This is a genomic window from Mycobacterium sp. BMJ-28, assembly GCF_054404835.1.
In genome coordinates this window covers 5,104,561-5,129,873 of sequence record NZ_CM136783.1, presented here as the reverse complement: position 1 = coordinate 5,129,873, position 25,313 = coordinate 5,104,561, and the positions used below count along the sequence as shown (strand labels likewise).

Here is a 25,313-nt window from a genome sequence, read left to right as displayed (position 1 = left end):
CGGCACTGCCCGCGGCGCTGATAGTTATCTAATCCCGAAAGGGGAAAGGGAGTTACGTGCTAGACGTCAACTTCTTCGATGAACTCCGCATCGGTCTCGCGACCGCGGACGACATCCGCAACTGGTCCTTCGGTGAGGTCAAGAAGCCGGAGACCATCAACTACCGCACGCTCAAGCCAGAGAAGGACGGCCTGTTCTGCGAGAAGATCTTCGGACCGACTCGCGACTGGGAGTGCTACTGCGGCAAGTACAAGCGCGTGCGCTTCAAGGGCATCATCTGTGAGCGCTGCGGCGTCGAGGTGACCCGCGCCAAGGTGCGTCGTGAGCGGATGGGCCACATCGAGCTGGCCGCACCCGTCACGCACATCTGGTACTTCAAGGGTGTGCCCAGCCGGCTGGGCTACCTGCTCGACCTGGCCCCGAAGGATCTGGAAAAGATCATCTACTTCGCGGCCTACGTGATCACCGCGGTCGACACCGAGATGCGGCACAACGAGCTGTCCACGCTCGAAGCCGAGATGGTCGTCGAGAAGAAGGCCGTCGAGGATCAGCGCGATGCCGACCTGGAGGCCCGGGCGCAGAAGCTCGAGGCCGACCTGGCCGAGCTCGAGGCCGAGGGTGCCAAGTCCGATGTGCGCCGCAAGGTGCGTGACGGCGGCGAGCGCGAGATGCGCCAGCTGCGTGACCGGACCCAGCGTGAGCTGGACCGGCTCGACGAGATCTGGACCACCTTCACCAAGCTGGCCCCCAAGCAGCTCATCGTCGATGAGGTGCTCTACCGCGAGCTGCAGGACCGCTACGGCGAGTACTTCGACGGCGCCATGGGTGCCGAGTCGATCAAGAAGCTCATCGAGACCTTCGACATCGACGCCGAGGCGGAGTCGCTGCGCGACACCATCAAGAACGGCAAGGGGCAGAAGAAGCTCCGTGCCCTCAAGCGGCTGAAGGTCGTGGCGGCGTTCCAGACCAACCGGAACTCGCCGATGGGCATGGTGCTCGACGCCGTGCCGGTGATCCCGCCGGAGCTGCGTCCGATGGTTCAGCTCGACGGTGGCCGCTTCGCCACCTCCGACCTGAACGACCTGTACCGCCGCGTGATCAACCGCAACAACCGGCTCAAGCGACTGATCGACCTCGGCGCCCCCGAGATCATCGTCAACAACGAGAAGCGGATGCTTCAGGAGTCGGTGGACGCGCTGTTCGACAACGGCCGCCGCGGCCGTCCGGTCACCGGACCGGGCAACCGCCCGCTCAAGTCGCTGTCCGATCTGCTCAAGGGCAAGCAGGGCCGGTTCCGTCAGAACCTGCTCGGCAAGCGCGTCGACTACTCGGGCCGTTCGGTCATCGTGGTCGGCCCGCAGCTCAAGCTGCACCAGTGCGGTCTGCCCAAGCTGATGGCACTCGAGCTGTTCAAGCCGTTCGTGATGAAGCGTCTGGTCGACCTGAACCACGCGCAGAACATCAAGAGCGCCAAGCGCATGGTCGAGCGCCAGCGTCCCCAGGTGTGGGATGTCCTCGAAGAGGTCATCGCCGAGCACCCGGTGCTGCTGAACCGCGCACCGACGCTGCACCGCCTCGGTATCCAGGCCTTCGAGCCGCAGCTGGTCGAAGGCAAGGCCATCCAGTTGCACCCGCTGGTCTGTGAGGCGTTCAACGCCGACTTCGACGGCGACCAGATGGCCGTGCACCTCCCGCTGAGTGCGGAGGCGCAGGCCGAGGCCCGCATCCTGATGCTGTCCTCGAACAACATCCTGTCGCCCGCGTCGGGCCGCCCGCTGGCCATGCCGCGTCTGGACATGGTCACCGGTCTGTTCTTCCTGACCACCGAGATCGAGGGTGACACCGGCGAATACACGCCGGCCGCCAAGGACACGCCGGAGACCGGTGTGTACAGCAGCCCGGCCGAGGCCGTCATGGCCCTGGACCGTGGTGTGCTCTCGGTGCGGGCGAAGATCAAGGTCCGGCTGACGCAGCAGCGTCCGTCCGCCGAGGTCGAGGCCGCGCTGTTCGAGGATGGCTGGAAGCCGGGCGATGCCTGGACCGCCGAGACCACCCTGGGCCGCGTGATGTTCAACGAGCTGCTGCCGAAGGGCTACCCCTTCGTCAATGCGCAGATGTTCAAGAAGGCGCAGGCGTCGATCATCAACGATCTCGCCGAGCGTTACCCGATGATCGTGGTCGCGCAGACCGTCGACAAGCTCAAGGACGCCGGCTTCTACTGGGCCACCCGTTCGGGTGTCACCGTGTCGATGGCCGACGTGCTGGTTCCCCCGCAGAAGCAGGAGATCCTGGAGCGCTACGAGGGCGAGGCCGACTCGATCGAGAAGCAGTACCAGCGCGGCAAGCTCAATCATGACGAGCGTAACGGCGAGCTGGTGAAGATCTGGCAGCAGGCCACCGAAGAGGTCGGCAAGGCGCTGGAGGCGTACTACCCCGAGGACAACCCGATCATCACGATCGTGAAGTCCGGCGCGACGGGCAACCTGACCCAGACCCGCACCCTGGCGGGCATGAAGGGTCTGGTGACCAACCCGAAGGGCGAGTACATCCCGCGTCCGATCAAGTCCTCGTTCCGCGAGGGCCTGACCGTGCTGGAGTACTTCATCAACACCCACGGTGCGCGTAAGGGTCTGGCCGACACCGCGCTGCGTACCGCCGACTCGGGTTACCTGACCCGTCGTCTGGTGGACGTCAGCCAGGACGTCATCGTGCGCGAGAACGACTGCGAGACCGAACGCGGTATCAACGTCACGCTCGCCGAGAAGCAGGCCGACGGCACCATGGTGCGCGATCAGCACATCGAGACGTCTGCCTACGCCCGCACCCTGGCCACCGACGCGGTGGATGCCGACGGCAACGTCGTCGTCGCCCGCGGCCACGACCTGGGTGACCCGGCGATCGATGCCCTGCTGGCCGCAGGTATCACCGAGGTGAAGGTCCGCTCCGTGCTGACCTGCACCACGGGTACCGGCGTGTGTGCCATGTGCTACGGCCGTTCGATGGCTACCGGCAAGCTCGTCGACATCGGCGAGGCCGTCGGTATCGTCGCCGCGCAGTCCATCGGTGAGCCCGGCACGCAGCTGACCATGCGTACCTTCCACCAGGGTGGTGTGACCGGTGGTGCCGACATCGTCGGTGGTCTGCCCCGGGTGCAGGAACTGTTCGAGGCCCGCGTGCCGAAGAACCGGGCGCCGATCGCAGATATCGCCGGACGTGTCCGTCTCGAAGAGACCGACAAGTTCTACAAGATCACCATCGTTCCCGACGATGGCAGCGAGGACGTCGTCTACGACAAGCTCACTCGCCGCCAGCGCCTGAAGGTGTTCAAGCACGACGACGGCTCCGAGCGTCTGCTCTCCGACGGAGACCACGTCGAGGTGGGCCAGCAGCTCATGGAGGGCGCTGCCGATCCGCACGAGGTGCTGCGTGTGCAGGGCCCGCGCGAGGTGCAGATCCACCTGGTCAAGGAAGTCCAGGAGGTCTACCGGGCCCAGGGTGTGTCGATCCACGACAAGCACATCGAGGTCATCGTCCGGCAGATGTTGCGTCGCGTCACGATCATCGATTCGGGTGCGACGGAGTTCCTGCCCGGTTCGCTGACCGAGCGTGCCGAGTTCGAGGTCGAGAACCGTCGCGTCGTGGCCGAGGGCGGCGAGCCCGCGGCCGGACGTCCGGTGCTGATGGGTATCACCAAGGCGAGCCTCGCCACCGATTCGTGGTTGTCGGCAGCGTCGTTCCAGGAGACCACTCGGGTGCTTACCGATGCGGCGATCAACTGCCGCAGCGACAAGCTCCAGGGTCTGAAGGAGAACGTGATCATCGGCAAGCTGATCCCGGCCGGTACGGGCATTGCTCGCTACCGGGACATCCAGGTGCAGCCGACCGAGGAAGCCCGTGCTGCGGCGTACACGATCCCGTCCTACGAGGATCAGTACTACAGCCCGGACTTCGGCCAGGGCACCGGCCAGGCCGTGCCGCTGGACGATTACGGTTACAGCGACTACCGCTAGTTCGTACGGAAAGGGCCCTCACTTCGGTGGGGGCCTTTTTCGTGCATTCACCGGACGCGGGCTCTGTCGGGCCACACACCTAGACTGGGCTCGTGCTCATCGGTTCTCATGTCGACAACACAGATCCCCTGGCCGCCGCGACCGCTGACGGCGCCGACGTGGTGCAGTTCTTCCTCGGCAATCCGCAGAGCTGGAAGAAACCCGCGCCGCGTGAGGACGCCGAGACGCTGCGCGCCTCCACGGTGCCGCGCTATGTGCACGCGCCGTATCTGATCAACGTCGCTTCGGCGAACAACAAGGTCCGCATCCCGTCCCGCAAAATCCTGCAGGACACCTGCGACGCGGCGGCTGCCATCGGCGCCACCGCGGTCATCGTGCACGGCGGGCACGCGGACGACAACGACATGGAGGCCGGTTTCCAGCGCTGGGTCAAGGCGCTCGACGCCCTCAAGACCGACGTGCCGGTCTATCTGGAGAACACCGCGGGTGGCGATCACGCCATGGCGCGCCATTTCGACACCATCTCCCGGCTGTGGGATCACATCGGGGACAAGGGAATCGGCTTCTGTCTGGACACCTGCCACGCCTGGGCGGCAGGGGAGGCGCTGGTCGACGCGGTGGAGCGGATCCAGGCCATCACCGGGCGGATCGACCTGGTGCACTGCAACGACTCCAGGGACGCCGCCGGTTCCGGCGCGGACCGGCACGCGAATTTCGGCCTCGGGCAGATCGACCCTCAACTGCTGGCAGCGGTGGTCAAGGCCGCCGATGCCCCCGTCATCTGCGAGACCTCCGAAGACGGGCGCAAGGACGATATCGCCTTCCTGCGCGAGAACGTCTAGAGCCATGCGCCTGGCCGCGCTGCTGGCGGTGGCCCTGCTGACTGCGGGCTGCACCGGGCTCAGCGCGGCGGCCGCCGGATCCACCGTGCACCATCTCGGGGATCGCACGTATCTGCTCTACGTCCCCGACGGGCTGCCCGCCCAGGCTCCGCTGGTGGTCATGTTGCACGGCGGTTTCGGCAGTGCCACGCAGGCCGAAAGAGCTTATGGCTGGGACCTGTTGGCCGACACCGCGAAATTCGCGGTCGCCTACCCCGACGGCCTGGGCCGGGCCTGGAACGCGGGCGGCGGCTGTTGTGGACGGTCGGCCGCTGATGGTGTCGATGACGTCGGCTTTATCGCCGCGGCCGTCAGCGATATCGCCCGTCAGGTCGATATCGATCCGAAACGGGTATTCGCGACGGGGATCAGCAACGGCGGGATGATGGCGTACGCCCTGGCCTGTAACACCGCGATCTTCGCGGCGATCGGCCCCGACTCCACCACGCAGTTGGATCCCTGCCCGGCCCCGCGCCCCACGTCGGTGCTGCACATCCACGGCACCGCGGACACCCGGATCCGCTACGACGGCGGCCGGGGTGAGGGCTTCGCGCATATCGACGGTCCGTCGGTACCTGCGGTGAACACGTTCTGGCGCAACGTCGATCAGTGCGCCACACCCGAGATCACCGTCAATGGACCGGTCACCACCTCGGCGGCAGAATGCGCCGACGGACGCGGGGTGACGCTGGTGACGATCGACGGCGGCGGGCATGAGTGGCCCGGGTTCGCCACCGACCGGCTATGGCAGTTCTTCGTCGCTCACCCGGCGAGATAGACCTTGCGCAGGGTCTCGGTCACGGTCCACACCGTCGCGGCTCCAGCCGCCAACCGCACCACGTCTCCCGAGCCGAGTGACAACGGTGCGGTGCCGTCTGCGAATTCGACAGTTGCCGCACCGGACAGCACGACGAACACCTCGTCGGCCTCGACGTCGGTCATCGTCCCCGGTGTCATCTCCCAGACGCCGATCTCCAGGCCGCCGAATTCGGTCAGCGGGTGCGCGCCGGCGCGGGCGGAGCCGTCCGTCGGTTCCAGCGTGAGGTTCAGATCGGCGGCATGGACGGCGGTGTTGGGGCGCATCCGCGTCATATTACAGATCTTGTGCGGTTGTCGAATAAATGTAACAGTGGAGACATGAGTGACACCCATGCCGTGACCAATCAGGTCCCGCCGCTGGAGAACTACAACGCGGCCACTTTCCCGGCCCTGGCCGAGGCGCTGATCCGCGAAGGTGGTGAGTGGGGCCTGGACGAGGTGCACGAGGTCGGCGCTCTCGGCGGCAGCGCACGGGCGCAGCGCTGGGGCGACCTGGCCGATCGCAACATCCCGATCCTGCACACCCACGACCGCTACGGGCACCGCGTCGACGAGGTGGAATACGACCCCGCCTATCACGAGCTGATGAATGCCGCGGTGACGCACGGTCTGCACGCCGCCCCCTGGGCCGACGACCGGCCGGGCGCGCACGTCGTGCGGGCGGCCAAGATGTCGGCCTGGACCCCTGAGCCCGGACATGTCTGCCCGATCTCGATGACCTACGCCGTCGTTCCGGCCCTGCGGTTCAACAAAGAACTCGCCGACGTATATGAGCCCCTGCTGTCCAGCCGGGTCTACGACCCGGAGTTGAAGGTGCCGGCCACCAAGGCCGGCCTGACCGCGGGCATGTCGATGACGGAGAAGCAGGGCGGTTCCGACGTGCGCGCCGGTACCACCCAGGCGACACCCAACGCCGACGGCAGCTACACACTGCGCGGCCACAAATGGTTCACCTCGGCGCCGATGGGTGACATCTTCCTGGTGCTGGCGCAGGCTTCGGGGGGCGAGCGAAGCGACGGGGGTGAATCGGGCGGCTTGTCCTGTTTCTTCCTGCCCCGGGTGCTGCCGGACGGTACCCGCAACCGGATGTTCATCCAGCGGCTCAAGGACAAGCTGGGCAACCACGCCAACGCCTCCAGCGAGATCGAGTACGACGACGCCACCGCCTGGCTGGTCGGCGAGGAGGGCAAAGGTGTGAAGACCATCATCGAGATGGTCAACCTGACCCGGCTGGACTGCACACTGGGCAGTGCCACCAGCATGCGCACCGGCCTGACCCGCGCCGTGCACCACGCCCAGCATCGAAAGGCGTTCGGCGCCTATCTGATCGATCAGCCGTTGATGCGCAATGTGCTGGCGGACCTGGCGGTGGAGGCCGAAGCCGCCACCATGCTGGCGATGCGGATGGCCGGCGCCACCGATCGGGCCATCCGCGGTGACGAACGCGAATCCCTGCTGCGCCGAATCGGTTTGGCCGCCGGCAAGTACTGGGTGTGCAAACGGGCGACGCCGCACGCCGCGGAGGCGATGGAGTGCTTCGGCGGCAACGGCTACGCCGAGGAATCCGGTATGCCCCGGCTGTACCGGGAGGCGCCGCTGATGGGTATCTGGGAGGGTTCGGGCAATGTGAGTGCGCTGGACACGTTGCGTGCCATGGCGACCCGGCCGGAATGCGTCGACGTGCTGTTCGACGAGCTGGCGCAGACCTCCGAACCCAGGCTGGATGCGCACGTGAGCGCACTCAAGGCGCAGCTGAGCGATTTCGCGGGCATCGAGTACCGGGCCCGCAAGATCGCCGAGGACATCAGCCTGGCCCTGCAGGGCGCGCTGCTGGTCCGGCACGGTCACCCCGCGGTGGCCGAGGCGTTCCTGGCCAGCCGCTTGGACGGGCAGTGGGGCGGCGCGTTCGGCACGCTGCCCGCCGGGCTCGATCTGGCCCCGATCATCGAGCGCGCCCTGGTGAAAGGGTGACCGGCCTCCAGACAGTGCCGCTGAAAACGATGACCTACGAGGTCACCGACCGGGTCGCGCGCATCACCTTCAACCGCCCGGAGAAGGGCAACTCGATCGTCGCCGCCACCCCGCTCGAGCTCGCGGCATGCGTCGAACGTGCCGACCTGGATCCCGCGGTACACGTCATCCTGGTCTCGGGCCGCGGCGAAGGGTTCTGTGCCGGGTTCGATTTGTCGGCCTACGCCGACGGCACCTCCTCGGCCGGTGACGGCGGGTATCAGGGGACCGTGCTGGATGGCCGCACCCAGGCCGTCAATCACCTGCCCGACCGGCCGTGGGACCCGATGATCGATTACCAGATGATGAGCCGGTTCGTCCGCGGCTTCGCCAGCCTGATGCGGGCCGACAAGCCCACGGTGGTGAAGATCCACGGTTACTGCGTGGCCGGCGGTACCGATATCGCGCTGCACGCCGACCAGGTGATCACCGCCTCCGACGCAAAGATCGGCTACCCGCCGATGCGGGTCTGGGGGGTCCCTGCGGCGGGCCTGTGGGCGCACCGGCTGGGCGATCAGCGCGCGAAAAGGCTGCTGTTCACCGGGGATTGCATCACCGGCGCGCAGGCGGCCGAATGGGGCCTGGCCATCGAGGCGCCCGCACCCGAAGATCTGGACGAACGCACCGAACGCCTGGTCGCGCGCATCGCCGCGATGCCGGTGAACCAGCTCATCATGGCCAAGCTGGCCTGCAACAGCGCGCTGCTGCAGCAGGGCGTGGCGACCAGCCAGATGGTCAGCACGGTGTTCGACGGTGTCGCCCGGCATACCCCGGAAGGTCATGGCTTCGTCGCCGACGCCACCGCGCACGGTTTCCGTGAGGCGGTGCGGCACCGTGACGAGCCGCTTGGGGATCACGGCCGTCGCACGTCCGGCGTCTGACATGCTGCGCCTGACGGCCAGGTCGGTGGTGCTCAGCGTGCTGCTCGGCGCGCATCCGGCCTGGGCGTCCGCGGCTGAATTGATCCGTCTGACATCGGATTTCGACATCAAGGAGCCGACGCTGCGGGTCGCGCTGACCAGGATGGTCGGCGCGGGGGACCTGGTGCGCTCCGATGACGGCTACCGGCTGTCGGAGCGGTTGCTGGCCCGCCAGCGCAGGCAGGACGACGCCATCGCCCCGCAGGTCCGCGGCTGGGACGGGGACTGGAGCACCGTGGTGATCACCGCCGTCGGGGCCGATGCGCGCAGCCGTGCAGAGCTGCGGAACACTCTGGTGCACAGCAGATTCGGTGAGCTTCGCGAAGGTCTGTGGCTACGGCCGGACAACCTGCCCCGGCCGGTGCCGGTCGCCGGCCGGGTGCGGGTGCTGTCCTCTCGTGACGACGACCCCGCCGGCCTGGCCGCGCTGCTGTGGGATCTGCCGGGATGGGCCGAGACCGGGCGCATGCTGCTGGCGCAGATGGCGGGTGCGGCCGACGTCCCCGGCCGGTTCGCGGCCGCCGCAGGCATCGTCCGGCACTTGGTGACCGACCCGGTGCTGCCCGCGGAGTTGGTGCCCGCCGACTGGCCCGGGGACGCGCTGCGCCGGGTATATCAGGAATTCGCGGCGGAATTGGTGGCGCTGCGTGACAACGTGGAGGCGAAATGACGGGTGCGGAACTGGCGAGCGAAGCGACGGTGGACGGGGTCCGCGTCGAGCGCAAGGGGCCTGTCACCACGGTGATCATCGACCGCCCGCAGGCGCGCAACGCCGTCGACGGTCCGGCCGCCGCACGGCTGTACGCGGCGTTCGACGAATTCGACAACGACGACTCGGCCGCCGTCGCGGTGCTCTGGGGTGACCACGGAACATTCTGTGCCGGAGCCGATCTCAAGGCTTTCGGCACCCCGCGGATGAATCAGACCCATCGGAGCGGGCCCGGCCCGATGGGCCCCAGCCGGATGGTGCTGTCCAAGCCGGTGATCGCCGCGGTCAGTGGGTATGCGGTGGCGGGCGGACTGGAATTGGCGGTGTGGGCCGATCTGCGGGTCGCCGAGCAGGACGCCGTGTTCGGGGTGTTCTGCCGGCGCTGGGGCGTCCCGCTGATCGACGGCGGCACCGTGCGGTTACCGCGGTTGATCGGGCAGAGTCGCGCCATGGACCTGATCCTCACCGGCCGGGAGGTCGGCGCCGACGAGGCGCTGGCGATGGGCCTGGCGAACCGGGTGGTGCCCCACGGCGATGCCCGCCGCGCCGCCGAGGAACTGGCCGCTGAACTCGCCGCGCTCCCGCAGCTGTGCCTGCGCGCCGACCGGCTCTCCGCGTTGCATCAGTGGGGTGAATCGGAGCAGGCCGCAATCGATTTCGAGTTCGGCAGCCTGCAGAAGGTGGCCGCAGAATCGGTGGCCGGCGCCAAGCGCTTCGCCGACGGTGCCGGCCGGCACGGGGCCAAAGCCTGATCAGCCCTTGCTGACCTTGTTTCCCGAGCCGAGATCGTCGACCTTGGGGTCGCCGTTCTTGTAGACCACGGTGTTGTTCAGGCCGACCACGCTGATCGCCTTGTCCACCTGGTCGAAGGTCAGTTTGTTGTCCGCGCCGCCGACGTTCACGCTGGAGCAGGCGCCCTTGATGGTCAGGGTGTTGTTGGACCCGCCGATATTGAGGGCTTTGCCGTCGGCACAGTCGATCTCGGCGGTCGTCCCGAACGACCCGTAGTTGATGGTGTTGCCGATCTCGACCTGGGCGCCGGAGCTGCCGGCCGTCGCGGTCGGTGTGGTGGTGTCCGAGCTCTCGGCGCCACAGCCGGCCAGACCCAACACCAGCAGCGCCGCGGCGGCGGATCCCACGATGTGCACGGCTCGCATATTTCCTCGATTCCTCGACGACACCACCAGACTAGGTGACGGGCACGTTGATGACGGGCCGGCGTTCGCCGGCGCCCGGGCCGTCGAAATGCCACCATTCGCCGGCGTAGGGGGTCAGGCCACCGGCGACCATCGCCGCCCGCAGCCGTGCCCGGTTCTGCTGTGCGGCCACACTGACACCGGCGGTGGCGAATGCGTTGGCGGCCGGCGTGAAACTGTCGAAACCGGTTCCCATATCGGTCAATCCGGACTCCGATGCGGTGCTGACATCCACCGACCGGCCGGACTCGTGGCTCTTGGAGTACGGGCCCGGTTCGGCCACCCAGGCCGGGTTGGACACCACGTCGAACATCCGCACCTGCACGTCGTGCGGCCGGTAGCAGTCCCAGAACACCAGCACCAGTCCGTCGGCCCGCAACCGCGCCGCCGCGGTGGTCAGGCCGTCGGCCAGCGATTCGTGCACCAGGCACCGGGCGCCGGCCGGGTACAGCGGCACCCCGACGAAGTTGTCCGCGGTGGCGTAGCGCAGGTCGACGACGGCGTCCGGGACGATGCTGCGGACGTCGACGAAACCGACCGCGCGGGCCGCCTCGGACACCGGGGGCACCGGAGCCGTCGTCGACATCGGCCTCACCTCAAGCGTGGCCGGCGCGCATGCCGCCGCACAGCACGCGACGAGAAGACCGAGCAGCAGCCGCACAAGATCAGGCGGGTGCGCGGTTGATGCGGTTGGTCATGCCCAGTTCGCGGCCCCGGTCGATGAGCGCCGGGTCCCCGCCGTGGTAGATCACGGTCTGGTCGTAGCCGTACACGGTGATGTCGTTGATGACGTTGTCGGCGATGACGATGTTCGACGAGCCCTGCAGCGCCACGCCCCAACAGGTGCCCTTGGCGTTGATGGTGTTGCCGGTGCCGGTGACGTACAGGGTGGCGTTGTTGCAATCCAGGGTCTGCACGACGCCCTGGCCGGTGATGTGGGTGTCACCGTTCTTCGCCCCGGCCGAGGGAGCCGGCACGGCGATGATCGCGGGTACCACCAGAGCACACGCCACGGCCGATCGCAGGCTTGTCTGCACAGTCACGTTCCCACCTTCGCTTCGTCACCCGATGGAGTGCAAGAGTACGTTGCCCGACGCCCCCGCAGAGCCCAGTTGGTGCCGGTTGCCGGCACAGGTCGCCGACGACGATGGTGCTCGGTAGCGTGTGTTCGTGCGTGGGCGTGGCAATCGGGCGGCGGTGGTGGCCGTCGCCGCGGCCGTCGCCGCGACCGGTTGCACCGAGACCGTCGGGGGCAGCGCGCGGTACGCGACGCCGGGCGGGCCCGCCGACGACCGCAGCTACGGATACTCCGACAACCGGTGCGGGCTGTTGATGGACACCACCGTCGCCCAGACCCTCGGCGCCGACAACGTGGTGCGGCCTTACAGCGGCGCGGTGTGCCAGTACGTCCTGGACCGCAACGGCTCGACGGTCGATGTGGTGTTCGCGTGGTTCGACACCGGCACGCTGGACCGTGAGCGGGCGCTGGCGGCCGAGCGTGGTGCCCAGATCACCGACACCGTCATCGAACGGCACAGTGCGTTCACGGCCCGACGCAACGGCGTCGGGATGGCGTGCTCGGCCACTGCGGCCGGCGGCGGTGGTGTCCTGAGTTGGTGGGTGCAGTACCGGCACCAGGCCGGTGGCGACCCCTGCTCGGACGCCGAGCAGTTGTTGTCGGCCACCCTGAAATCGGATCTGTGACGTGCGGGTGACCCTGATGGCGATGTGCGCGGCGGCGACACTGGTCGCCGGCTGCGGTGCGGCGGGGGAGCGCGGGACGCCCCACGCGCCCGCGGGTGCGGCGGGCGACCATCCCGAATTCCGTGGCGTGGACTGCAACGGCATCACCGATGCCGACATCACCGCAGCGGCGGGGCGGGCGATGTTCGACAAGGCGGTGATCAGCGACGCCGGCTGCTTCTGGCAGGAGAACACGCTGATCGGCACGTTCGGGGCCGGCATGGGCATCTCCACCTGGTGGTACCGGGGCAGCGACATGGACACCGAGCGCACGCTGGAACAGAAGGCCGGGCGCACGCTCACCGAACTGGCGGTGGACGGCAACCGGGGGTTCAAGGCCTTCGACGCCAATGCCTGCAGCATCTACGTGGCCAAGGGCGACGATGTCATCACGTGGTCCATCCAGACCATGAATCCGGCGATGCTGCCGGATCTGTGCACCATCACCGAGCAACTTGCGCAGCTCAGCCAGGACCGCGTGAACTAGAGTCCTTCGTTGACCTCGGCGCAGGCAGGGGTTGGGGACGCACCGGGACGACCAAGCGGAGGAAAACACGAATATGGCAGCGCGGGCGACCAAACTCAGTCGCGATGCCATCGTGAACTCGGCACTGGTGTTCCTGGACCGCGAGGGCTGGGACGCGCTGACCATCAACGCGCTGGCCACCCAGCTCGGGACCAAGGGCCCGTCGCTCTACAACCACGTGCAGAGCCTCGAAGACCTGCGCCGCACGGTGCGGATGCGGGTGATCGACGACATCATCGGGATGCTCAACACCGTCGGTCAGGGCCGCACTCGCGACGATGCCGTCGTTTCCATGGCCAGCGCCTACCGCAGTTACGCACACCACCACCCGGGCCGGTATTCGGCGTTCACCCGGATGCCGCTGGGGGGCGACGACCCCGAATACACCGCCGCCACCAGGGCCGCGGCCGGACCCGTGCTGGAGGCTCTGGCGTCCTACGGTCTGGCCGGCGATAACGCGTTCTATGCCGCATTGGAGTTCTGGTCGGCGCTGCACGGCTTCGTTCTGCTGGAGATGACCGGGGTGATGGACGATATCGACACCGACGCCGTCTTCACCGACATGGTGCTTCGGCTGGCCGCGGGCATGCAGAAGCGTTAGCGCCGGCCGAAGCGCGTCGGTCCGGACCTGTCGAAAGGTGTGCGTCTGACCTGCGATAAGGCCGCTACGCACGGGTTTGGTGCGCGCGGGCACCCCTGGTATTGTGGATCTCCGTGCCTGGTCGACAGGGCCGCATGCTGCCGCAAAACGGCTGGTATGCCTGTGCGCCGGGCGGATTCGTATGTCTGCAGGCATCGGAATGCTATCGATCGGATGGGTTTTCGGTGCGTGTGACACGCCCGGTCGCGGGGTAAGCGATCAGGCGAAAACAGCAGTACAGAGACCTACGCACAAGCAGAGCAGAAGAAACACAGAAAGCCGGTACATGCCAACCATCAACCAGCTGGTCCGCAAGGGTCGCCGCGACAAGGTCGCCAAGGTGAAGACCGCGGCCCTCAAGGGCAGCCCGCAGCGCCGTGGAGTGTGCACCCGGGTGTACACCACCACTCCGAAGAAGCCGAACTCGGCGCTTCGCAAGGTCGCGCGCGTCAAGCTGACCAGCCAGGTCGAGGTCACCGCCTACATCCCAGGCGAGGGCCACAACCTGCAGGAGCACTCGATGGTGCTGGTGCGCGGCGGTCGTGTGAAGGACCTGCCCGGTGTGCGCTACAAGATCATCCGCGGCTCGCTGGACACCCAGGGTGTCAAGAACCGCAAGCAGGCACGTAGCCGCTACGGCGCCAAGAAGGAGAAGAGCTAATGCCGCGCAAGGGCCCCGCGCCGAAGCGTCCGTTGGTCAACGATCCGGTCTACGGGTCGCAGCTGGTCACCCAGTTGGTGAACAAGGTGCTGCTGGACGGCAAGAAGTCGCTCGCCGAGCGCATCGTCTACGGCGCGCTGGAGCAGGCCCGGGACAAGACCGGCACCGATCCGGTGGTCACCCTCAAGCGCGCGCTGGACAACGTCAAGCCGGCCCTCGAGGTCCGCAGCCGCCGCGTCGGCGGTGCGACCTACCAGGTGCCCGTCGAGGTCCGCGCCGAGCGGTCGACCACGCTGGCCCTGCGCTGGCTGGTGAGCTTCTCCAAGGCTCGCCGGGAGAAGACCATGATCGAGCGCCTCGCGAACGAGATCCTGGACGCCAGCAACGGCCTGGGTGCCGCCGTCAAGCGACGGGAAGACACCCACAAGATGGCCGAGGCGAACCGGGCCTTCGCGCACTACCGCTGGTGATTTCGAACGCCGGCGTGACACCGCGCCGGCGTAACACCAAGAGCAACCAAGCAAGCGAAAGAGTGGGAATCTAGCCGTGGCACAGGACGTGCTCACCGACCTCACGAAGGTCCGCAATATCGGCATCATGGCGCACATCGACGCCGGCAAGACGACGACGACCGAGCGCATCCTCTTCTACACCGGTATCTCGTACAAGATCGGTGAGGTGCACGACGGCGCCGCCACGATGGACTGGATGGAGCAGGAGCAGGAGCGGGGTATCACCATCACCTCGGCTGCGACCACCTGCTTCTGGAACGACAACCAGATCAACATCATCGACACCCCTGGGCACGTGGACTTCACCGTCGAGGTCGAGCGCTCGCTGCGGGTGCTCGACGGTGCCGTGGCCGTCTTCGACGGCAAGGAAGGTGTCGAGCCGCAGTCCGAGCAGGTGTGGCGGCAGGCCGACAAGTACGACGTCCCGCGTATCTGCTTCGTCAACAAGATGGACAAGATCGGCGCGGACTTCTACTTCACCGTGAAGACCATCGAGGAGCGGCTCGGCGCCAACGCGCTGCCGATCCAGCTGCCGATCGGGTCCGAGGGCGGTTTCGAAGGTGTCGTCGATCTGGTCGAGATGAAGGCCAAGGTCTGGACCGGCGAGACCAAGCTGGGTGAGAAGTACGACGTCGTCGACATCCCGGCCGACCTTCAGGAGAAGGCCGACGAGTACCGCACCAAGTTGCTCGAAGCGGTCGCCGAGACCGATGAGGCCCTGCTGGAGAAGTACTTCGGTGGCGAGGAACTCACCATCGAGGAGATCAAGGGCGCCATCCGCAAGCTCACGGTGAGCTCGCAGGCCTACCCGGTGCTGTGCGGCAGCGCGTTCAAGAACAAGGGCGTGCAGCCCATGCTCGACGCGGTCATCGACTACCTGCCCACCCCGCTGGACGTGGCTGCCGCCATCGGACATGCCCCGGGCAAGGAAGACGTCGAGGTCATCCGCCGGCCGTCGACCGACGAGCCCTTCTCGGCGCTCGCGTTCAAGGTGGCCACCCACCCGTTCTTCGGCAAGCTGACCTACGTCCGGGTGTACTCGGGCAAGGTCGACTCCGGCGCCCAGGTCATCAACGCGACCAAGGGCAAGAAGGAGCGTCTGGGCAAGCTCTTCCAGATGCACTCCAACAAGGAGAACCCGGTCGAGACGGCCGCCGCCGGCCACATCTACGCGGTGATCGGCCTGAAGGACACCACCACCGGTGACACCCTGTGCGATCCGAACCAGCAGGTCGTGCTGGAGTCGATGACGTTCCCGGATCCGGTGATCCAGGTCGCCATCGAGCCCAAGACCAAGAGCGACCAGGAGAAGCTGTCCCTGGCCATTCAGAAGCTGGCCGAGGAAGATCCGACCTTCAAGGTCAATCAGGACCACGAGACCGGTCAGACGATCATCGGCGGCATGGGTGAGCTGCACCTGGACATCCTCGTCGACCGCATGCGTCGCGAGTTCAAGGTCGAGGCCAATGTCGGTAAGCCGCAGGTCGCCTACAAGGAGACCATCAAGCGCGCGGTCGACAAGGTCGAGTTCACCCACAAGAAGCAGACCGGCGGTTCAGGCCAGTTCGCGAAGGTGCTGGTCGCCATCGAGCCGTTCGTCGGCGAGGACGGCGCGACCTACGAGTTCGAGAACAAGGTCACCGGCGGCCGCATCCCCCGTGAGTACATCCCGTCGGTGGATGCCGGTGCTCAGGACGCCATGCAGTACGGCGTGCTGGCCGGTTATCCGCTGGTGAACCTGAAGCTGATCCTGCTCGACGGCGCGTACCACGACGTCGACTCCTCGGAAATGGCCTTCAAGATCGCCGGCTCGCAGGCACTGAAAAAGGCTGCCGCCCAGGCGCAGCCGGTCATCCTGGAGCCCGTCATGGCCGTCGAGGTCACCACGCCCGAGGATTACATGGGCGACGTGATCGGCGACCTGAACTCCCGCCGTGGTCAGATCCAGGCCATGGAAGAGCGCAGCGGTGCGCGCGTCGTCAAGGCGCAGGTGCCGCTGTCGGAGATGTTCGGCTACGTCGGCGACCTTCGGTCGAAGACCCAGGGCCGGGCCAACTACTCCATGGTGTTCGACTCGTACGCCGAGGTTCCGGCGAACGTGTCGAAGGAGATCATCGCGAAGGCGACGGGTCAGTGAGAATCGAGGCGCGCAGCGCCGAGGCTCGGAGCTGATCCGGAGTCGAGCCATCGGATCAGCGAAGGCGACGGGTCAGTAACCCTTCGGTTTCGTGGGTCTGGTAAGACCACACAACTGAACACATCAACACACTGCTTTAAGTAAAAGCACCAACAAGTCCAGGAGGACACCACAGTGGCGAAGGCGAAGTTCGAGCGGACGAAGCCGCACGTCAACATCGGGACCATTGGTCACGTTGACCACGGCAAGACCACGCTGACCGCAGCAATCACCAAGGTTCTGCACGACAAGTACCCCGATTTGAACGAGTCGCGCGCATTCGACCAGATCGACAATGCGCCCGAGGAGCGTCAGCGCGGTATCACGATCAACATCTCCCACGTGGAGTACCAGACCGAGAAGCGTCACTACGCGCACGTCGACGCCCCCGGTCACGCTGACTACATCAAGAACATGATCACCGGTGCGGCCCAGATGGACGGCGCCATCCTCGTGGTCGCCGCCACCGACGGTCCGATGCCGCAGACCCGCGAGCACGTGCTGCTGGCTCGCCAGGTCGGTGTGCCTTACATCCTGGTTGCGCTGAACAAGTCCGACATGGTCGACGACGAGGAGCTCCTGGAGCTCGTCGAGCTCGAGGTCCGCGAACTGCTGGCCGCCCAGGACTTCGATGAGGACGCCCCGGTCATCCAGGTGTCCGCACTCAAGGCGCTCGAGGGCGACGCCAAGTGGGTCAAGTCCGTCGAGGACCTGATGGACGCCGTCGACGAGTCGATCCCGGACCCGGTCCGCGAGACCGACAAGCCGTTCCTGATGCCCGTCGAGGACGTGTTCACCATCACCGGTCGTGGCACCGTGGTGACCGGTCGCGTCGAGCGTGGCGTGGTCAACGTGAACGAGGAAGTGGAGATCGTCGGCATCCGTCCCGGCGTCACCAAGACCACGGTCACCGGTGTCGAGATGTTCCGCAAGCTGCTCGACCAGGGCCAGGCCGGCGACAACGTCGGTCTGCTGGTCCGTGGCGTGAAGCGTGAGGACGTCGAGCGCGGCCAGGTCATCGTGAAGCCGGGCACCACCACCCCGCACACCGAGTTCGAGGGCAGCGTCTACATCCTGTCCAAGGACGAGGGCGGCCGCCACACGCCGTTCTTCAACAACTACCGCCCGCAGTTCTACTTCCGTACCACGGACGTGACCGGCGTGGTGACGCTGCCCGAGGGCACCGAGATGGTGATGCCCGGTGACAACACCGACATCTCCGTCAAGCTGATCCAGCCCGTCGCCATGGACGACGGCCTGCGGTTCGCCATCCGTGAAGGTGGCCGTACCGTCGGCGCCGGCCGGGTTACCAAGATCATTAAGTGATCTAGTACTACCGCGAAGCGGCGCTCACCTTCGGGTGGGCGCCGCTTTCGTGTCTATCGAGGTTTCGCCCAAACTCACCTTCGGGCCGGTTTGTGCGAGTGGGATCCGGCAGAACGTCGATCTCGGCACGACGTGGTCTACAGATCGTCGATGCTGAGGATGCCGTCCTGCACGGCCCGGGCGATCAGCGCCGCCTTGGTCGGTGCCGGCCTGCCGACCGCTGCGTACTTGGCGCGCGCCCGTTGCAGGTGGGTGCGCACCGTCGACGGCTCGATGAACAGCCGTTTGGCGACAAATTCCTTGTTCTCGGTCTGGAACCAGGCGATCAGCACCTCGCGTTCCCGCGTGCTCAGCCCGGGCCGGCCGACGGTGCGGTCGCTGAACAGTGCCTTCGCCATCCGCGGCCCGACGTAGGGCGTGTTCGAGTGCGCCGCATAGATCGCGTCGAACAGATGCTGCTTGTCCTCGCCCTTGGCCAGGAAGGTCATGGCGCCCGCGTCCAGGCTGCTCAAGATGACCTCGTCAGTCGACATGTGCGAATACACGATGACGCGGTGCCCGGCCGCGCACACCGCCCTGAGGCTTTCGAATTCGGGACGGTAGCGCTCGTACTGCAGGTCGAACAGCACGACGTCGATGGTCTCGTCGCCCCGGGGATGCTCAGTGAGGAATGACGCGGGATCGGGATAGTCGGCGACGAGGTCGATCGGGGGGTCCGTCTCGGCAAACCACGCCTTGACACCGGCGTGAATAACATCGTGGTCGTCAATTAAGGCGACCGGGATCGCGGTCCCGGTATTGCGTACGCCACGCTCTTTGGCTCTATTCATGCCATTCACCCGATATAGATCCAACCACCGCTTCTGTACCCCCGCACCTCGTTGGCCCGAACGTTACCCGCTAGCAACGCGTAGATTTCCCGAAATGCCAACCATGGCTAACCATATTGACGTATCGGCAGATAATAACGCGGCTCAGGCGATGCTGTGCTCCTGGGGATGCGGCCGGCATGTGTCCCGCAGACGGTGATGCACACTGATCCACACCTCGGCACCGATCAGGGTCACCAACACCCGCGGGTCCGCGTTCTCCTTCTGGGCGGGCACGGCCCCCGCGGTATCGCAGATGATGCTGGCGACCAATTCGCCTCCGGCGACCGTCACGCCGATCCGGGCCCGCTCCCGCGCGTGGTTCAGGGCATCCCGCAGCGGCGCCAGCACCTGACGGCGGACCGATTCGTCGAGCTGGGGCAGGTCGTTGTCGGCGTTGAGCGCGACGATCACCCCGCGCCGGTCGGCCCGGTCGATGGCGGTGCGCAACTCGGCCACCAGCGGATGGCTGAACGTGCGGGATTGGAAGATGTAGTGCCGTAGCCGGCGGGATTCCAGCCGGGCCCGTTGCCGGGTCTCGGCATCGATGACCCCGGTGCTCAAGGTCTGCAGAAGCGGGAACACGCCGCGGATCAGGGTGGCGGTGCGGCGCACATAGTCTTCATGCAGCGCTTCGGCGAGGCGGTTCCGGTCCGCAATCTGCCAGCGTTCCCTGATCTCCTCGTTGGCCGCGTTGGTGGCATTGCGCAGCAACTCCGGGAAGGCCAGCGCGAACATCTGTACCAACGCAATACCGGCGGTGTACAACGCCAGGTTGAACGCCATGTCCATATCCGGTTGGCGGGTGAAGGTGAGAATTGCGGTGCCAAGCCAGAACGCGAGCATCGCCGCGGCGGCGTGCCGAACCCGCCAGCGCAGCACAAAGGGCAGGATGCACAAGCCGGTGGCGATCAGCGGCCAGTGGGCGGGGCCGCCGAGCAACTCCTCGGGCAATCGCAGCGTCTGGACGACGATGACCGCCGCCATCGTGACCAGGGCAGGCACGGTCAGATCGGGGCCCCGATCGAGAATGCGGGGAAGTCCGGCGAGGATGACCAGGGCCGCGACGCCGCCCAGCCCGAGCTGGAGCAGGGGCCGGGGGGTGTGTGCCGCCGCGTAGGGCACCGCCACCAGCAGCTGGATCAGCCCGACGACGACGATGCCCAGGCCGAATTGGACCAGGATGCGCTGGGTCAGATTGTCGAACTCGTCGACGGTCGGGATGACCGGCTCGGACTCGTTGGACTGATCCCAGGCCAACGTCACCTCGGTGCCGCTGCCTGGTGCCGACAGCACCGTCGCATGGCCGCCGGCGCGGCGCATCCGGGCCACGATGGAGTCGGCAATGCCATGGCCGAGCGTGGTGGTCGCCGGGTCGAACCCGATCCCGTTGTCGGTCACGGTGACCGAGGTCGGTGCCACCGTGATCTCGATGCGCGACGAATTGGCGTGACGTTCGGCGTTGTTGAGTGCCTCGCGGACGACGGCGATCACTGCTCGGGCCCTGGAACCGGTGAGCACGAGGCGATCCAAGCCCGACATTTCCACCGGTACGGACAGGTGCGCGGTTTCCTGCCGCAGGGCGGCCACGATATCGGTATCGGGCGTCGGCTCCAGTGCCGAGGGGCCGCCGGCGAGCAGCTCGAGATCGCGGCGGGCTTGTGCGGCAACGCGATCGGAGGAAATGTCGGCACCTTCGCCGACCAGGTACAGCGTCGACGCCGCGGTGTCGTGCACCAGTGCCAGATGCTCGAGTTCGTAGTTGCGCACGGCGGCGGCGATGGTGTCGCGCAGCGCGGCGTCGTGGTTCTCGGCGCGGGCCTGGTCGACTTGGCGGGCGACGGCCAGCCCGGCGGCCAGCAGCGCCGCCGCGATCGCCCACTCGAACACCAGCATGTAGAACAACATCGGCACCTGCGCCGCGGCGCGCCAACCGACCAGTTGCGCGCAGCCGAACGCATAGGCCAGGGCGATCAGGGCGGACGCCGCGAAACTCACTCTGGGTGGCTGGGCCATGGTGAAGGCGATGACGGCGGTGCCGGCGATGACCTGTGGCACCGAGTTGACGTAGAGGCTCGAGGGGTTCGAGTCGAACCACGGGATGGCCGCGGAGACGATCAGGACGTAACAGAAATCGGCCAGTTGGTAGGGCAGAGCGCGTGATCGGGTCAGCAACCGGAAGATCGCCCAGCAGCCCACGACCGCCAGCAGCAGCGCCCCAGAGGTGCTTTCGGGTGTGCCGGGGAGGACGAGGGCGCTCGCCGCCGCGACGACGGTGACCGTGTTGAGCAGGATGACGGCGAGTTCCTGGCCGCGCTGGATCACCTGTCGTTCAGACACATGGACACTTCGGGTGTCCTGCCCGCGCTCTGGCACACGCAATTCTAGGCACGAACGTCTATGGCAGGGTCCGTCAAATGGCTGACATTGCCATCATTGGTTGCGGATGCAAGCAGGCGGGTTCAGCGGAAGCGCCCAAATGGTTTTGGCTGGGCGCCAAAATGCGCTGGTTGGCGTTACTCTGACCCCGTCGACTTCGAACGGAGCGTGGCACATGGTGTGGCGGTACCTGAAGGCGCAGCTGATGGTGTTGCTGTGCGGCGGATTGGTCGGACCGATCTTCCTGGCGGTGTACTTCGCCACCGGCCAGAGCTATTTGCTCAAATGGATGTTCTGGGTCGGATTGCTGATCACCGCGGCCGACGTCCTGATTGCGTTGGCGCTGGCGAACTTCGGCGCGAAATCCGCCGCACGGACCCAGGCTCTGGAAGCCGGCGGCGTGCTCGCGCTCGCGCAGATCACCGGGATGGCCGAAACCGGCACGCGGATCAACGACCAGCCGCTGGTGAAGATCGGCCTGCAGATCTCCGGCCCCGGTATCGCCCCGTTCACCGCCGAAGACCGCGTCATCGCCAGCGTCACCCGGCTAGGCACCCTCACCTCCCGGAAGGCAGTGGTCCTGGTGGACCCTGCCACGAACCGATTCCAGATCGATTGGGAACGAAGCGCCTTGATCAACGGGCAGGTGCCGGCGACCTTTTCGATCGAGGAGGACCACCGGACTTACGATCTGTCCGGACAGGTGGGTCCATTGATGGAGATCCTGCAGATCCTCAAGGCCAACAACATCGGCATGAACAGCATGATCGACCTGCGCAGCAATCCGGCCGCGCGGGCCCAGGTGCAGGCGGTGGTTCGCCGGGCCGGCGCCCAGCAAGCGGCACCGCCGGCCGCTGCGCCCAACGTCATGGCCCAAGCGCCCACTCCCGCCGCCTATGTGCCGCCTGCGCCGCCCGCGCCGTCGGTCGCCCAGCGGCTGCAGGAGCTGGAGACGCTGCGCGCCACCGGCGCCATCTCGGCGGACGAATACAACAGCAAACGGCAGCAGATCATCGCGCAGCTGTAGCGTCCTGACGCATGTGTAGATAATCCGTCCCCGCCGCACCCGACCCTGCTAGCGTCGGCCGTAGTCGCCGGCAACGGGGGCCCTCATCCGGTCCGCACGCGGCCGGCCCGCGACCCGTCCGGCGGCGCGAGGGGAGCCATGAGCGCTGAGTCCGAGACCAAAGTCGACAAGGTCAGCCTGCCGACATTGACCGCCATGGTCATCGGATCGATGATCGGATCCGGCGTCTTCCTGCTTCCCCGCCGGTTCGGTGTCGAGACGGGCGTGCTCGGAGCGCTGATCGCCTGGGCCATCGCGGGTGCCGGAATGCTGATGTTGGCCTTCGTCTTTCAACGATTGGCCATGCGCAAGCCGGACTTGGACGCCGGGATCTTCGCCTATGCCAAGGCCGGTTTCGGGGACTACGTGGGTTTCAACTCGGCGTTCGGTTTCTGGGCCTCGGCATGCGCGGGCAACACCTCGTACTGGGTGCTGATCATGACGACGACCAGTGCGCTGTTCCCCGCTCTCGGGTCCGGCGACACGGTGCTCGCCGTCATCGCCTCCTCGATCGGGGTGTGGCTGTTCTGCTTCCTGATCATGCGCGGGGTGAAGGAGGCAGCCGTCATCAACAGGATCGCCACCGTCGCCAAAATCGTGCCCATCCTCACCTTCATCGTCATCGCGCTCATCGCCTTCGAGGCCGATGTGTTCACCGGGAACTTCTGGGGTGGGGACGGCCATTACTCGCTGGCCTCGCTCTTCGAGCAGGCCAAGGGCACGATGCTGATCACCGTGTTCGTGTTCCTCGGGATCGAAGGCGCCAGCGTCTACTCCCGGTTTGCCCGCAAGCGAGCGGACGTCGGCCGCGCCACCGTCATCGGATTTCTGTCCGTGCTCAGTGTTTTCATGCTGGTGACGCTGGTGTCCTACGGCGTACTGGCCCAGCCGGAATTGGCGACCATCGACCAGCCGTCGATGGCCTCGGTGCTGGAATCCATTGTCGGGCACTGGGGTTCGATCTTCATCCGGGTCGGCGTGATCCTGTCCGTTCTGGGCGCCTACTTGGCCTGGACCCTGATGGCCGCCGAGATCCTCTACATCCCGGCCAAGACGGCCGACATGCCGAAGTTCCTGTCCCGCACCAATTCCAACGGCGCGCCGGTCAGCGCGCTGGTGATGGCCGCGGGGCTGGTGCAGCTGCTGCTGATCATGTTGCTGTTCACCTCCGACGCGCTGGATTTCATGCTCGACCTCACCGCCGCGCTCTCGCTCATCCCGTACCTTTTGGCCGCCGGTTACGCACTCAAGCTCACGATCACCCGTGAAACCTACGGTGACGGACGATCATTGGTGCCGGACACGGTGGTGGCCGGGCTGGCCACGATCTACACGCTGTTCCTGGTATACGCCGCGGGGTGGGATCACCTACTGTTGTCCTGCGTGCTCTACGCGCCTGCCGCGCTGCTCTACATCAAGGCCCGTCGGGAGCGCTCGCTGCCGGTGTTCCGGCCCGCCGAGGCGGCGTTGTTCGGGATCATCGTGCTCGGGGCGGTCGCCGGCGTCTTCGGGCTGGTCTCCGGTTCCATCCAGATCTGAACGAAAGGACTTGCCATGACCGCACCTTCAGCGGCGTACGGTGTGCACTCCGAGGTGGGCAGGCTGCGCAAGGTGCTGGTGTGTTCACCGGGTCTGGCCCACGAGCGGCTCACCCCTACCAACTGTGACGACCTGCTGTTCGACGACGTGCTGTGGGTGCAGAACGCCCGCCGCGATCATTTCGACTTCATGGACAAGATGCGCGATCGCGATGTGGAAGTCGTTGAGCTGCACAACCTGCTGACCGAGACGATGGAGATCCCGGAGGCCAAGGCGTGGCTGCTGGACCGCAAGATCGTGGCCAATGAGGTCGGGCTGGGCTTGGTCGACGACACCAGAGGCTTCCTGAATTCGCTGCCGGAGCGCCGGCTCACCGAGTTCCTCATCGGCGGCATGTCCATCCGTGACCTGCCCGCCGACGTCCGGACCGGCTACCGGGCGCTGGCCCGCGAGGACGGCGGTGTCACCGAATACCTGATGCCGCCGCTGCCCAACACGCTCTATACCCGCGACACCACCTGCTGGATCTATGGCGGGCTGACGCTCAACCCGCTGTTCTGGCCGGCGCGTCATGACGAAACCCTGCTGATGAAGGCGATCTACCGATTCCATCCCGACTACGCCGGCTCGACTGTGTGGTGGGGGGATCCCGAGAACAACTGGGGGCTGGCCACTCTGGAGGGTGGCGATGTGCTGATTCCGGGAAACGGCGTCGTCCTGATCGGGATGAGTGAGCGTTCCTCGCGCCAGGCCATCACCCAGGTGGCCGCCGAGTTGTTCGCCGCGGGAGCCGCCGACAAGGTGATCGTCGCCGGGATGCCCAAGCTGCGTTCGGCGATGCACCTGGACACCGTGTTCACCTTCGCCGACCGGGACGTCGTGACGATCTATCCCGATATCGTCGACGGCATCGCACCGTTCACCCTGCTGCCCTCCGATGCCGCACCCGGTGTCGAGGTGATCGAGGAGACCAAGCCTTTCACCGAGGTGGTCGCGGCCGCTCTGGGACTGCCGGAGCTGCGGGTGGTGGAGACCGGTGGCACCCGGTATGACTCGGAGCGTCAGCAGTGGGACAGCGGGAACAACCTCGTCGCCGTGTCGCCCGGCGTGGTCTTCGCCTACGACCGCAATATCCACACCAACTCGCTGCTGCGCAAGGCCGGCGTCGAGGTCATCACCATCGTGGGCGCCGAGCTCGGCCGTGGCCGCGGCGGTGGGCACTGTATGACCTGCCCGATCATCCGCGACGCCATCACCTGGTGACCCCGTCACCGGATTACTAGAACACGTTCCAGTCGGGCTGCTAGCCTGGGCCCGGGCTGACGAAAGGA

General features: G+C 66.6%; 23 protein-coding genes. 17 read left to right on the top strand and 6 right to left on the bottom strand.

Annotated features, from left to right (window positions below; genetic code table 11):
• Window positions 1-56: 56 nt before the first annotated feature.
• The 3 genes from ACXPWS_RS25470 (at window position 57) to ACXPWS_RS25460 (ending at window position 5,669) form a co-directional block, all read left to right on the top strand.
• Window positions 57-4,010: a DNA-directed RNA polymerase subunit beta' gene (locus ACXPWS_RS25470; protein ID WP_458709310.1), complete on the top strand. Its 3,954-nt coding sequence runs from the start codon at window positions 57-59 to the stop codon at window positions 4,008-4,010.
• A gap of 92 nt (window positions 4,011-4,102) precedes the next feature.
• Window positions 4,103-4,852 (top strand): deoxyribonuclease IV, encoded by a 750-nt coding sequence (locus ACXPWS_RS25465; RefSeq protein ID WP_458709309.1) that lies wholly within the window; start codon window positions 4,103-4,105, stop codon window positions 4,850-4,852.
• A 4-nt stretch (window positions 4,853-4,856) separates the two neighbouring features.
• Window positions 4,857-5,669, top strand: coding sequence for a CE1 family esterase (locus tag ACXPWS_RS25460; RefSeq protein ID WP_458709308.1), 813 nt, complete (start codon window positions 4,857-4,859; stop codon window positions 5,667-5,669).
• Here the strand turns inward: ACXPWS_RS25460 and ACXPWS_RS25455 are convergent.
• Window positions 5,654-5,974, bottom strand: a complete 321-nt coding sequence (locus ACXPWS_RS25455) for a cupin domain-containing protein (RefSeq protein WP_458709307.1) — start codon at window positions 5,972-5,974, stop codon at window positions 5,654-5,656. The two genes, ACXPWS_RS25460 and ACXPWS_RS25455, sit on opposite strands and share 16 nt — an antisense overlap.
• 54 nt (window positions 5,975-6,028) lie before the next feature.
• Here ACXPWS_RS25455 and ACXPWS_RS25450 point away from each other — a divergent pair, with 54 nt between their 5' ends.
• From ACXPWS_RS25450 to ACXPWS_RS25435, 4 genes are read left to right on the top strand one after another with little or no spacing between them, the layout of a single operon-like run.
• The gene (locus ACXPWS_RS25450) at window positions 6,029-7,681 is read left to right on the top strand and encodes an acyl-CoA dehydrogenase family protein (protein ID WP_458709306.1); all 1,653 of its coding nucleotides are present in this window, start codon (window positions 6,029-6,031) and stop codon (window positions 7,679-7,681) included.
• A 29-nt stretch (window positions 7,682-7,710) separates the two neighbouring features.
• Window positions 7,711-8,601, top strand: a complete 891-nt coding sequence (locus tag ACXPWS_RS25445) for a crotonase/enoyl-CoA hydratase family protein (protein WP_458713693.1) — start codon at window positions 7,711-7,713, stop codon at window positions 8,599-8,601.
• A gap of 1 nt (window position 8,602) precedes the next feature.
• On the top strand, window positions 8,603-9,310 hold the full coding sequence (locus tag ACXPWS_RS25440; RefSeq protein ID WP_458709305.1) for a PaaX family transcriptional regulator C-terminal domain-containing protein: 708 nt from the start codon (window positions 8,603-8,605) through the stop codon (window positions 9,308-9,310).
• Window positions 9,307-10,101: a crotonase/enoyl-CoA hydratase family protein gene (locus ACXPWS_RS25435; protein ID WP_458709304.1), complete on the top strand. Its 795-nt coding sequence runs from the start codon at window positions 9,307-9,309 to the stop codon at window positions 10,099-10,101. Before ACXPWS_RS25440 ends, ACXPWS_RS25435 begins: the two co-directional genes overlap by 4 nt.
• Here the strand turns inward: ACXPWS_RS25435 and ACXPWS_RS25430 are convergent, their stop codons facing one another.
• The 3 genes from ACXPWS_RS25430 to ACXPWS_RS25420 form a co-directional block, all read right to left on the bottom strand.
• The gene (locus ACXPWS_RS25430) at window positions 10,102-10,506 is read right to left on the bottom strand and encodes a DUF3060 domain-containing protein (RefSeq protein WP_458709303.1); all 405 of its coding nucleotides are present in this window, start codon (window positions 10,504-10,506) and stop codon (window positions 10,102-10,104) included.
• A gap of 31 nt (window positions 10,507-10,537) precedes the next feature.
• Window positions 10,538-11,140 (bottom strand): M15 family metallopeptidase, encoded by a 603-nt coding sequence (locus ACXPWS_RS25425; RefSeq protein ID WP_458709302.1) that lies wholly within the window; start codon window positions 11,138-11,140, stop codon window positions 10,538-10,540.
• A gap of 70 nt (window positions 11,141-11,210) precedes the next feature.
• Window positions 11,211-11,588, bottom strand: a complete 378-nt coding sequence (locus tag ACXPWS_RS25420) for a DUF3060 domain-containing protein (protein WP_458709301.1) — start codon at window positions 11,586-11,588, stop codon at window positions 11,211-11,213.
• Window positions 11,589-11,715: 127 nt separating this feature from the next.
• On the opposite strand from ACXPWS_RS25420, the gene ACXPWS_RS25415 reads away from it, so the two are divergent.
• The 7 genes from ACXPWS_RS25415 to tuf all read left to right on the top strand — a co-directional run bounded on the left by ACXPWS_RS25415 (window position 11,716) and on the right by tuf (window position 18,129).
• On the top strand, window positions 11,716-12,249 hold the full coding sequence (locus tag ACXPWS_RS25415) for a DUF3558 domain-containing protein (RefSeq protein WP_458709300.1): 534 nt from the start codon (window positions 11,716-11,718) through the stop codon (window positions 12,247-12,249).
• 16 nt (window positions 12,250-12,265) lie between these two features.
• Entirely contained in the window at window positions 12,266-12,775 is a 510-nt protein-coding gene (locus ACXPWS_RS25410; RefSeq protein WP_458713692.1) for a DUF3558 domain-containing protein, read from the top strand.
• Between the two features lie 73 nt (window positions 12,776-12,848).
• A complete protein-coding gene (locus ACXPWS_RS25405; protein WP_458709299.1) occupies window positions 12,849-13,415 on the top strand; it encodes a TetR/AcrR family transcriptional regulator in 567 nt (188 codons plus the stop codon).
• A 325-nt stretch (window positions 13,416-13,740) separates the two neighbouring features.
• Window positions 13,741-14,115, top strand: a complete 375-nt coding sequence (gene rpsL / locus ACXPWS_RS25400; RefSeq protein ID WP_055578870.1) for a 30S ribosomal protein S12 — start codon at window positions 13,741-13,743, stop codon at window positions 14,113-14,115.
• Complete coding sequence (gene rpsG / locus ACXPWS_RS25395; RefSeq protein WP_458709298.1) at window positions 14,115-14,585, top strand: 30S ribosomal protein S7; 471 nt, start codon at window positions 14,115-14,117, stop codon at window positions 14,583-14,585. Before rpsL ends, rpsG begins: the two co-directional genes overlap by 1 nt.
• 76 nt (window positions 14,586-14,661) lie before the next feature.
• Window positions 14,662-16,764 carry an elongation factor G gene (gene fusA, locus ACXPWS_RS25390; protein WP_458709297.1) on the top strand — a complete coding sequence of 701 codons (2,103 nt, stop codon included), beginning with the start codon at window positions 14,662-14,664 and terminating at the stop codon, window positions 16,762-16,764.
• A 174-nt stretch (window positions 16,765-16,938) separates the two neighbouring features.
• A complete protein-coding gene (tuf, locus tag ACXPWS_RS25385) occupies window positions 16,939-18,129 on the top strand; it encodes an elongation factor Tu (protein WP_458709296.1) in 1,191 nt (396 codons plus the stop codon).
• Between the two features lie 137 nt (window positions 18,130-18,266).
• Here the strand turns inward: tuf and ACXPWS_RS25380 are convergent, their stop codons facing one another.
• On the bottom strand, window positions 18,267-18,959 hold the full coding sequence (locus ACXPWS_RS25380) for a response regulator (RefSeq protein WP_458709295.1): 693 nt from the start codon (window positions 18,957-18,959) through the stop codon (window positions 18,267-18,269).
• A gap of 144 nt (window positions 18,960-19,103) precedes the next feature.
• Window positions 19,104-21,338, bottom strand: coding sequence for a sensor histidine kinase (locus ACXPWS_RS25375; RefSeq protein ID WP_458709294.1), 2,235 nt, complete (start codon window positions 21,336-21,338; stop codon window positions 19,104-19,106).
• A gap of 214 nt (window positions 21,339-21,552) precedes the next feature.
• On the opposite strand from ACXPWS_RS25375, the gene ACXPWS_RS25370 reads away from it, so the two are divergent.
• The 3 genes from ACXPWS_RS25370 (at window position 21,553) to ACXPWS_RS25360 (ending at window position 25,245) form a co-directional block, all read left to right on the top strand.
• Window positions 21,553-22,404, top strand: coding sequence for an SHOCT domain-containing protein (locus ACXPWS_RS25370; protein ID WP_458709293.1), 852 nt, complete (start codon window positions 21,553-21,555; stop codon window positions 22,402-22,404).
• 138 nt (window positions 22,405-22,542) lie between these two features.
• Window positions 22,543-23,982 (top strand): basic amino acid/polyamine antiporter, encoded by a 1,440-nt coding sequence (locus tag ACXPWS_RS25365; protein WP_458709292.1) that lies wholly within the window; start codon window positions 22,543-22,545, stop codon window positions 23,980-23,982.
• A gap of 15 nt (window positions 23,983-23,997) precedes the next feature.
• Window positions 23,998-25,245: an arginine deiminase gene (locus tag ACXPWS_RS25360; protein WP_458709291.1), complete on the top strand. Its 1,248-nt coding sequence runs from the start codon at window positions 23,998-24,000 to the stop codon at window positions 25,243-25,245.
• The last annotated feature ends 68 nt before the right edge of the window (window positions 25,246-25,313 follow it).

Coding starts and splice junctions, on each gene's coding strand:
- ACXPWS_RS25460 (WP_458709308.1), top strand. CDS start 4,857: ATGCGCCTGGCCGCGCTGCTGGCGGTGGCCCTGCTGACTGCGGGCTGC.
- ACXPWS_RS25455 (WP_458709307.1), bottom strand. CDS start 5,974: ATGCGCCCCAACACCGCCGTCCATGCCGCCGATCTGAACCTCACGCTG.
- ACXPWS_RS25450 (WP_458709306.1), top strand. CDS start 6,029: ATGAGTGACACCCATGCCGTGACCAATCAGGTCCCGCCGCTGGAGAAC.
- ACXPWS_RS25445 (WP_458713693.1), top strand. CDS start 7,711: ATGACCTACGAGGTCACCGACCGGGTCGCGCGCATCACCTTCAACCGC.
- ACXPWS_RS25440 (WP_458709305.1), top strand. CDS start 8,603: ATGCTGCGCCTGACGGCCAGGTCGGTGGTGCTCAGCGTGCTGCTCGGC.
- ACXPWS_RS25435 (WP_458709304.1), top strand. CDS start 9,307: ATGACGGGTGCGGAACTGGCGAGCGAAGCGACGGTGGACGGGGTCCGC.
- ACXPWS_RS25430 (WP_458709303.1), bottom strand. CDS start 10,506: ATGCGAGCCGTGCACATCGTGGGATCCGCCGCCGCGGCGCTGCTGGTG.
- ACXPWS_RS25410 (WP_458713692.1), top strand. CDS start 12,266: ATGGCGATGTGCGCGGCGGCGACACTGGTCGCCGGCTGCGGTGCGGCG.
- ACXPWS_RS25405 (WP_458709299.1), top strand. CDS start 12,849: ATGGCAGCGCGGGCGACCAAACTCAGTCGCGATGCCATCGTGAACTCG.
- rpsL (WP_055578870.1), top strand. CDS start 13,741: ATGCCAACCATCAACCAGCTGGTCCGCAAGGGTCGCCGCGACAAGGTC.
- rpsG (WP_458709298.1), top strand. CDS start 14,115: ATGCCGCGCAAGGGCCCCGCGCCGAAGCGTCCGTTGGTCAACGATCCG.
- ACXPWS_RS25380 (WP_458709295.1), bottom strand. CDS start 18,959: ATGAATAGAGCCAAAGAGCGTGGCGTACGCAATACCGGGACCGCGATC.
- ACXPWS_RS25370 (WP_458709293.1), top strand. CDS start 21,553: ATGGTGTGGCGGTACCTGAAGGCGCAGCTGATGGTGTTGCTGTGCGGC.
- ACXPWS_RS25365 (WP_458709292.1), top strand. CDS start 22,543: ATGAGCGCTGAGTCCGAGACCAAAGTCGACAAGGTCAGCCTGCCGACA.
- ACXPWS_RS25360 (WP_458709291.1), top strand. CDS start 23,998: ATGACCGCACCTTCAGCGGCGTACGGTGTGCACTCCGAGGTGGGCAGG.